Source organism: Mesorhizobium sp. P2_A8, from assembly GCF_056404935.1.
On record NZ_JBFUDB010000025.1, the window covers coordinates 1 to 6,864 of the forward strand.

Annotated in this window: 8 protein-coding genes; 5 read left to right on the plus strand and 3 right to left on the minus strand. The window is 57.1% G+C overall.

The annotated features are described in order from the left end of the window. The 3 genes from AC1D10_RS35445 to AC1D10_RS35455 all read right to left on the minus strand — a co-directional run. The coding region (locus AC1D10_RS35445; protein WP_477279959.1) for a GDP-mannose 4,6-dehydratase at positions 1-289 on the minus strand (289 nt) is incomplete at its 3' end. 229 nt (positions 290-518) lie between these two features. After that, positions 519-1,589, minus strand: a complete 1,071-nt coding sequence (locus tag AC1D10_RS35450) for a polysaccharide deacetylase family protein (protein WP_477279961.1) — start codon at positions 1,587-1,589, stop codon at positions 519-521. Positions 1,590-1,610: 21 nt separating this feature from the next. Continuing rightward, positions 1,611-2,165, minus strand: a complete 555-nt coding sequence (locus tag AC1D10_RS35455; protein ID WP_477279963.1) for a sugar transferase — start codon at positions 2,163-2,165, stop codon at positions 1,611-1,613. A 609-nt stretch (positions 2,166-2,774) separates the two neighbouring features. On the opposite strand from AC1D10_RS35455, the gene AC1D10_RS35460 reads away from it, so the two are divergent. From AC1D10_RS35460 to AC1D10_RS35480, 5 genes are all read left to right on the plus strand, one after another. Beyond that, positions 2,775-3,425: a class I SAM-dependent methyltransferase gene (locus AC1D10_RS35460; protein ID WP_477279965.1), complete on the plus strand. Its 651-nt coding sequence runs from the start codon at positions 2,775-2,777 to the stop codon at positions 3,423-3,425. A 297-nt stretch (positions 3,426-3,722) separates the two neighbouring features. Further along, positions 3,723-3,953: a hypothetical protein gene (locus AC1D10_RS35465; protein ID WP_477279967.1), complete on the plus strand. Its 231-nt coding sequence runs from the start codon at positions 3,723-3,725 to the stop codon at positions 3,951-3,953. Positions 3,954-3,993: 40 nt separating this feature from the next. After that, on the plus strand, positions 3,994-4,209 hold the full coding sequence (locus tag AC1D10_RS35470) for a hypothetical protein (RefSeq protein WP_477279969.1): 216 nt from the start codon (positions 3,994-3,996) through the stop codon (positions 4,207-4,209). 584 nt (positions 4,210-4,793) lie between these two features. Then, a complete protein-coding gene (locus AC1D10_RS35475; protein ID WP_477279971.1) occupies positions 4,794-5,756 on the plus strand; it encodes a glycosyltransferase in 963 nt (320 codons plus the stop codon). Positions 5,757-6,605: 849 nt separating this feature from the next. Then, positions 6,606-6,864 (plus strand): hypothetical protein (locus AC1D10_RS35480; RefSeq protein ID WP_477279973.1); only part of this gene is annotated, 259 nt, incomplete at its 3' end.

Genomic DNA, 6,864 nt, shown 5'->3' on the forward strand with positions numbered 1-6,864 from the left:
TGTAGCGAACCCCGGCCTGGGCGGCGAGATGGATCACCCGGTCGAAGGCGTGGTCGGCAAAGCAGCCGTCGACCACGCCTTTGTCGGCAAGATTGCCGCGGATGAAATGATAGCCCGCATTGGTCTTGCGGCTCACCTCCTCCAGCAGCCGCAGCCTCGCCTCCTTGATCTGCGGATCGTAGTAGCTGTTGACGTTGTCGATGCCGACAACCTCGTCGCCGCGCTCCAGCAGACGCTTCGACACGTGATAGCCGATGAAGCCGGCCGCGCCGGTGACCAGAACCTTCATCCGAAGCGCCCGTCCGCAACATGCCTGGGCAACATATCCACGATGTCGTAGACCCCTCCCAGGGCGTTGCAAAGCACATGCAGGCCGGCATTCCTTCCTTCAATTGCGCGACCATGTCGGCGCCCTCGGCTGCCCGCTGCGACCCGCCAATCATCTCGTTCCGGCTCGGATTTGATCACCAGATCGCTCGCTTGGGATCCCGATCGCCTCTTCGAGGAGCGACAATACATCAAACAAGGATACCGCTCACCGTCGGCTCTGGATCAGTGAGCCGACGCCTCGGCATTTTGCTCGCGAGCCCGCTCAACCAACCGTCGAATTCGTACGACGAGACACCGCACATATCCAGGAAACGCGGTAGCATGAGCGGCTCGTCGGCCAGGGAAGCGAGGCCGGGGCGACAAGTGGTTCCGGAACGTATCCCAAGCTCGCGTAGCCAAGGAAGGAAGATGGGACTTGTAACGCCGCTTGGATAACAGAAATGGGCCGAGACCATTGGTCTTTGGGTCGCGTGGCCAATGTAATCTCGATTCTGGCGGATCTCGCGCTGGAAAAGAGCTTTGTCGAGCGGAACACGATGTCTGTGGGTATGCAGCTCGATTTGCACGAGCATAGGGTCGAGATCTGCCAAGTCGTCCGCTGACATAATCTGGAGGATGCGGGAAGCGACAAGGGCGTGGTAGTCGACGCCCAGTTCGGAAGCGAGTCTGCACAAAAGCTCGTCTTTGTCGTCGGCGGAATAGCCACTCTCATTCGCGAAGCGGCATATGTAGGCCGCTACGTCTTGCCGAACGCCGCGCTGAGCAAGAGCGACCGAGCGCCCTGCGATGCGGAGCCGAGCCATCTCCAAAGTGCGGTCGCGAGCCCTCCACAACAGATAACTGCACATGAGATCGAACACTGGTCGCCGATACATAGAGTAAAAGCTCGTAAGGTACACCGTGGCCGGAATCCCATACTTCTTGAGCAGGGGGTAGGCGACGGCTGCAAAATCATGGAAACCGTCGTCGAAAGTGAGGCAAAGCGACTGAGGGGGAAGTTCGCCAGCATATAGTCGATTGAGCGCATCATTGAGTGGAAGTGCATTGTATCCCTGCTCGCTAATGGCCGCCAACCGCTCTTCGAACAGATGGCCGGGAATATATAACTCAGGATTCCAGCAGTGCTCGTCGGCCAGCGAGACGCCGTGATAGCACAGTATTAGGAGGCGCTCTCTACGCCATCGGCTTCCACGCAGCGCGGCACAGCCGCCTACAGATCGGGCAGCCCACAACGCCGTAAGCTTCGCCCCTTTGAGCATCAATCGGCGCCCCAGGAAGGTTCAACGGGCATAGGTCAGATTCGAATAGACCAGCATGGTCCGCACCAGGATTTTCAGATCGATCGTCGGACCAAAATTGGATACATAATACAAGTCATGCTCCAGCTTGATCCGCGTTTCCTCTACATCGGCTGCATAGCCGTAGTAGACTTGGGCAAACCCCGTTAGCCCCGGAACAACCGAATGCCTGAGATCGTAACCGGGCAGTTCGGCGCTGTAGACTTCCACCAATTTCGGCTGCTCGGGCCTAGGCCCGATCAGAGTCATGTCGCCTTTGACGATGTTCCAGAGCTGTGGCAGCTCATCGAGATGCGAAAGGCGCAGAAACCGACCGAAGGGCGTTACGCGGGGATCATTTATCGCTGTCGCCACAACGATATTGGACTGGCATTGCATACTGCGCAGCTTGTACATCCGAAAGATGCGCCCCCCCTTGCCTGTTCGGTTCTGGACAAAAAAAACTGGCCTGCCCATCAGGAGCAGGATTGCAAGCCCGCATGCGGCTATCAACATAATAGCAGGCAGAGCTGCAAGAGCGACAAAGAGAAAATCCATTGCACGCTTGACTGTGGCATAACTGGGCCGTCGCATAGTGCCGGAACCTAGGCCGGCTAGCCATACAAAAGATCGAGCGTTCATCGGCGCTGCGTTCCGGTTGACTGGCGTCCCAGGATGACAATTAGGTCGGTCACGCATGGGCCGAAATGGCCGCTACCTCATCCAAAAGACGTACGGCAGGTCCGCAAATATGATATATTGACTTGCTAATTTAGCTCTACCTAATTCTGCGGAGATCCCGATTCAGGCAAGGCTGCGCCTTCATACTTAGAAGCACGCCCGCGGTCCAACGCGGTCGAAGCACCGCCGACTGGCCCACCAGCAAAGCCGTGAGAAAACCTTAGAAAGAGGCAGCTAGGGACAACGACGAGGTGGGGGCATTCCGCGATGTCAAAGGCCGCACAGAAGTTTGTGAAACCGGCTCTCTCGATCCCAGGGCGTATGCGATCATAGGCCGTTCGCCCACCAACATTGGCGACAGGGGACTGTCATACGATTGAGAGGTGCTCCACGAAGATGTATCCTATCATGTGCGGCACAGCTGCACGCAGAGCCAGTTTACTTTCCTTTGCAGCCGTGGACATCAACCGTGTTCTGGAGCGAGCCATGGGCGCTGGGGTAGAGTATCATCATCGAGAGCTGGCCTTTGCTCTCGATGCCATGCATCCAAGCCACTCTCTTCCTCCGCTGCCAGGTACAGCGACGAGCATTTTGGATGTTGGCTGTGGCATGGGGCAGACTTTGATGGCACTTCGATTGGACCCGACCATCGAAGCCTGGGGCGTGGACCCCGACATAGAGGCGATAATGGCCGGCCGGAAAATCGTAGGGAGCAATATTCACCTGGTCCTCGGCACCGGGGAGCACTTGCCTTTTCCGGATGCAAGTTTCGACCTTGTATTCTCGCGCGTCGCTATGCCTTACATGGATATCCCCATCGCCCTGGCAGAAATTTCCCGAGTGTTGCGGCCTAGCGGGAAGTTCTGGGCCGCATTGCACCCACCTGGCATGCTGGCTAAGCGGATCGGCGAGGATCTCTTCAGGGGGCGGGTACGGGATCTGGCCTTCTGCTGTTTCGTCGCACTGAACAGTGGCTCGCTACGCATCTTCGGCAGGCAATTTCGGATCCGGGGCCATTGCGAGACCGTTCAGACCCGAGCTGGATTCCAGGAGCTGCTCCGAGCTTCCGGTCTTGAGCCCTTGCCGGCCGGGACGCGGTCGAATCAATTCATAGTCGAGGCTCAGAAACGGCTATAGATGGCCTTTATCCCCCGCCACTGCCATACCAGAGTCTGGATCCGACCTGGCCACACGAGCAGTTGCGGGCGCTAGAGCGTTTCAGTCATGCTGCATCTTTATCCTGCGCCGGCGAAGTCGTTCGCGCGTTCGCGCGATTTGCCAGAGATGAGACGGCAGATTATGTTCTGGGCCGTCCGCGGTTCGCGAGGCGGGTTTTCTCAGCAGCTGTAGAGCGGGAGAACGAGAGGCTCCGCCGGGGCGAAAATGTGGTCCGGCGGCGTCCGCTACCTTGACCAAGCGGCGAAGGGAGGGCTAATGTCGTCCGCCACTTGCGCGGTTCGTTTATCGTTGTGCGAGCGAACGTTCGAAAGCCTGCCGAAGTTGGATGCGGGGGCGCTGATCGGCGTCAATGAACTGTCTGCGGCGCTAGCTATCATTGCTGGCAGGGCCTACCTTGGAAAACTATTGTCGCAGTGTGCTCAGAATTACTACAAGCTGGGCGGCGGCTTGGACAACGGCGCCTTGACCAGTGCTTCAGGAACCTAGTTGCCTTGGTTTTTCCGCGTATGATTTCACGGAACCAGCTATGATTTTCGTCCTGATGTTGGCAATAGTCGGTGAGCTCGTCACTTTTGCTGTCCTCACCCCCTTGTACGGCTTGAGCGTGGCTCTTCTGGCCGCACCAGGCGGCGGCGTTTTGATGGCCATCCTGGCCAGCGTGTTTCTCAGCAAGACATACCGGATTTCCTCCGCACAGCCGCATTCCGGCGGGCCGGCTGAAACGGGCGAAAGGGGCCGATGAAAGTCCGCCCGCTCGCGCCGAACTGAGCATTGTGTGCTGATCACCGTACCTTTATTCTTTGCCATTCGAGCGCCAGGAACCGACGAATGTAAGGCAGAAGCTTAGCGGAGTTCATCGATAGACGATTGACCCTCTATTTGGAAAGCCGGTATTCTCCTTTGTTGATTCTTTTCGCGGTAACGCCGGTCACGAAAACGGTTCCCCGAAAGGTGCCTTTTTAGTGATCGACATCGACAATTTGTAGCGCCGCGCACTTTTCAGCCGGGAGTTTCTGACGACCGATGAAGCGCCTCTCAGTGCCAAGAAGGCTGGATGCCACCGCACCGTTTGTTCCATGAAGTGCGCTCCTAGTTCCGCCTGGCACGAAGAGGAGCGACCCCTAGCGGGCGGCTTCCGGTCAACGAACGAACCATGAATTCCAATTTCCAGGATATGTTGATCTGATGGTGAGGTCGCCATGCCGTGAATCGATGGACGCCGGCTCTCAAGCTGATTAGAGTCTGTCGATCCCTTTTCAAGCCGCTGGTCTAAATCCTAGATAGCCGACCCGAGAGATGCAAAATTCGGACACGAGCCTCCGTCTGGTGACTGACTTTGAGAACAGCCCCGAGTGGCTCACTCTGGAGGGTGGAGAGGAAGTGCGGCTGATACGCGCGATAGGAATCCGCGAAATTCTTGCGGCGCTACCGAGCGCTGACGCGATTGTTGTCAACGGCACGCTTTCTGTCATCTTTAGGCTAGTCTTGTACTTTTTGTTATTCCCGTGGAAACGAAAGCCCATCGTCGCGGTCGATGTTGTTCTTCGGAAGGCGCAGAGTCGTAAACAGAAAACAGCGCTCATTTTCAAACGCTTGCTTCTTTCTCGGGTCGATCACTTTATTCATTATTTCAAGGATCTCCGCGGATACCACCTTGATTACGGAATAGGTCGAGATCGCAGCGCCTACGTCCCTTTCAAGGTCAATATCTGGAATGCCGGCCCGGCGTCGCTTGATCTCGAGGAGACATATGTATTCACAATGGGAATCTCCCAAAGAGACTACGGGACGTTCATCGAGGCGATCTCGCGCCTTCCGTACCTGGCAGCCATCCCGGAGTTCAGCTTTTGGAAATTCGAGAATCGCACCGCCGATTTCGCATGGACGCCGGACAATCTTCCGTCCAATCTTGCGTTGCTTGCGGATACAGGCTCTGACGAAGATCTCGTGCGCAATCTCGCGAGAGCCAAGGTCGTGGTGATCCCGACGCTTAAATCAAACCTTTGCGCCTCAGGCATCAGCACCTATCTAGACGCCATGTACCTTGGTAAATGCGTGATTACGTCAGAGGGCCCGGGGGCCTCTGAGTTGCTCAGGTCCGGGCAGGCCATTTTGGTGCCACCCGAGGATCCGGACGCATTGCGAAGTGCAATCCGGGAGGCCTGGGAAAATCAGGAGTTGCGCGAACGGGTGGCGGCAGCCGGTCAACGTTATGCCTTGGGCCTTGGCGGCGAAAGGGAACTGTTGGAGCGCGTGTTTCGAAAAACCGTCGAACTGCTGAAAGCTTAGGAGCGTCGGGGGCTCAAGACATTTGCCGAAGGCTGGAATCCGATGCCGGCCGCACGCCCGACTGTTTCAACCACAGGCAGCGGCTTAGCCCCGGCAAGTATTGCATCGTCAGCCCGTCCGCATAGCCAAAGCTGGATAGCGCAACTGCTTGCCGTTATCGTCAGGATCCTGTGGACTTGTAGGGACGGCAATCAGGAAGGCTGAAGCCGTTACTGCAACGCATAGAGACAATCATCTAAGGCGTAGGGTGTGCCGGCGGGGGCCCCGATGATTGCCTCGTCGTCCTGCGACAGGACAGTGGATCTTCCCGGGGAGCTATCGGCACATCGGCGGCGGAGGTCCGCCCTCTACTTGGAGACCGTCTGCATTTTGTATCGCTCGCCGTGCCGCCGCTGTCGTGAGGGCGCTCCGGTGTAGAACCTGACCCAGGTGTCTCCTTCCACACCTGCGAAAGTACTTCATTAGCAAAGTCTATCATTAAACAAGCACGCGAGATCTGACGAAAACCGGAGATCGCTCACGATGGGGCGGTCGGTGGTCTCGCACGGGTGCTATTGCTGGAAGTCTGCATGAGCGCTCCTGTCGAAGCTCCAAGGCAGAGACCTTTAACAGCCGGTTCACCGGCAAGCGCGCGCCACGCTAGCACACAATCTCGCAAGAGAAGGTCCGCGGAGACTTTACGCTAACCGAGCCACCCGCATCCCAATATTTCGGACGATCCATAAGAATTTAACGTTTGGTTGAAGGAGCTGTTGGGGCTTCTGGCTCAGGATCTATCCAAAATATAGACCGCGCGTGTTTTTTCTGCCGGATCACGGGCTCGTCACGTCGCTGCGGGGGGCCGCTTGAATGTCAAGAACTGACTTATTGATCTCGCTTGTCGGTCCGACCATTTCGGTTTCGGAAACGTCTTCGCTGGGGGGCTTGTTCGCGCGGTATGAGCAGGATTTCGCCGCATATGATGACAGCCACTGGGCGGCTGACGGCGCTGACTGGGCCTCGGCGAACTATTACGACCGTGCCTTCATCAACTATGTCTGGTATGCGCGCACCGGCGAGCAGGTTTATCTCCAGCGCGGCAATGCGATCGCTGACGATTATCTGAAGA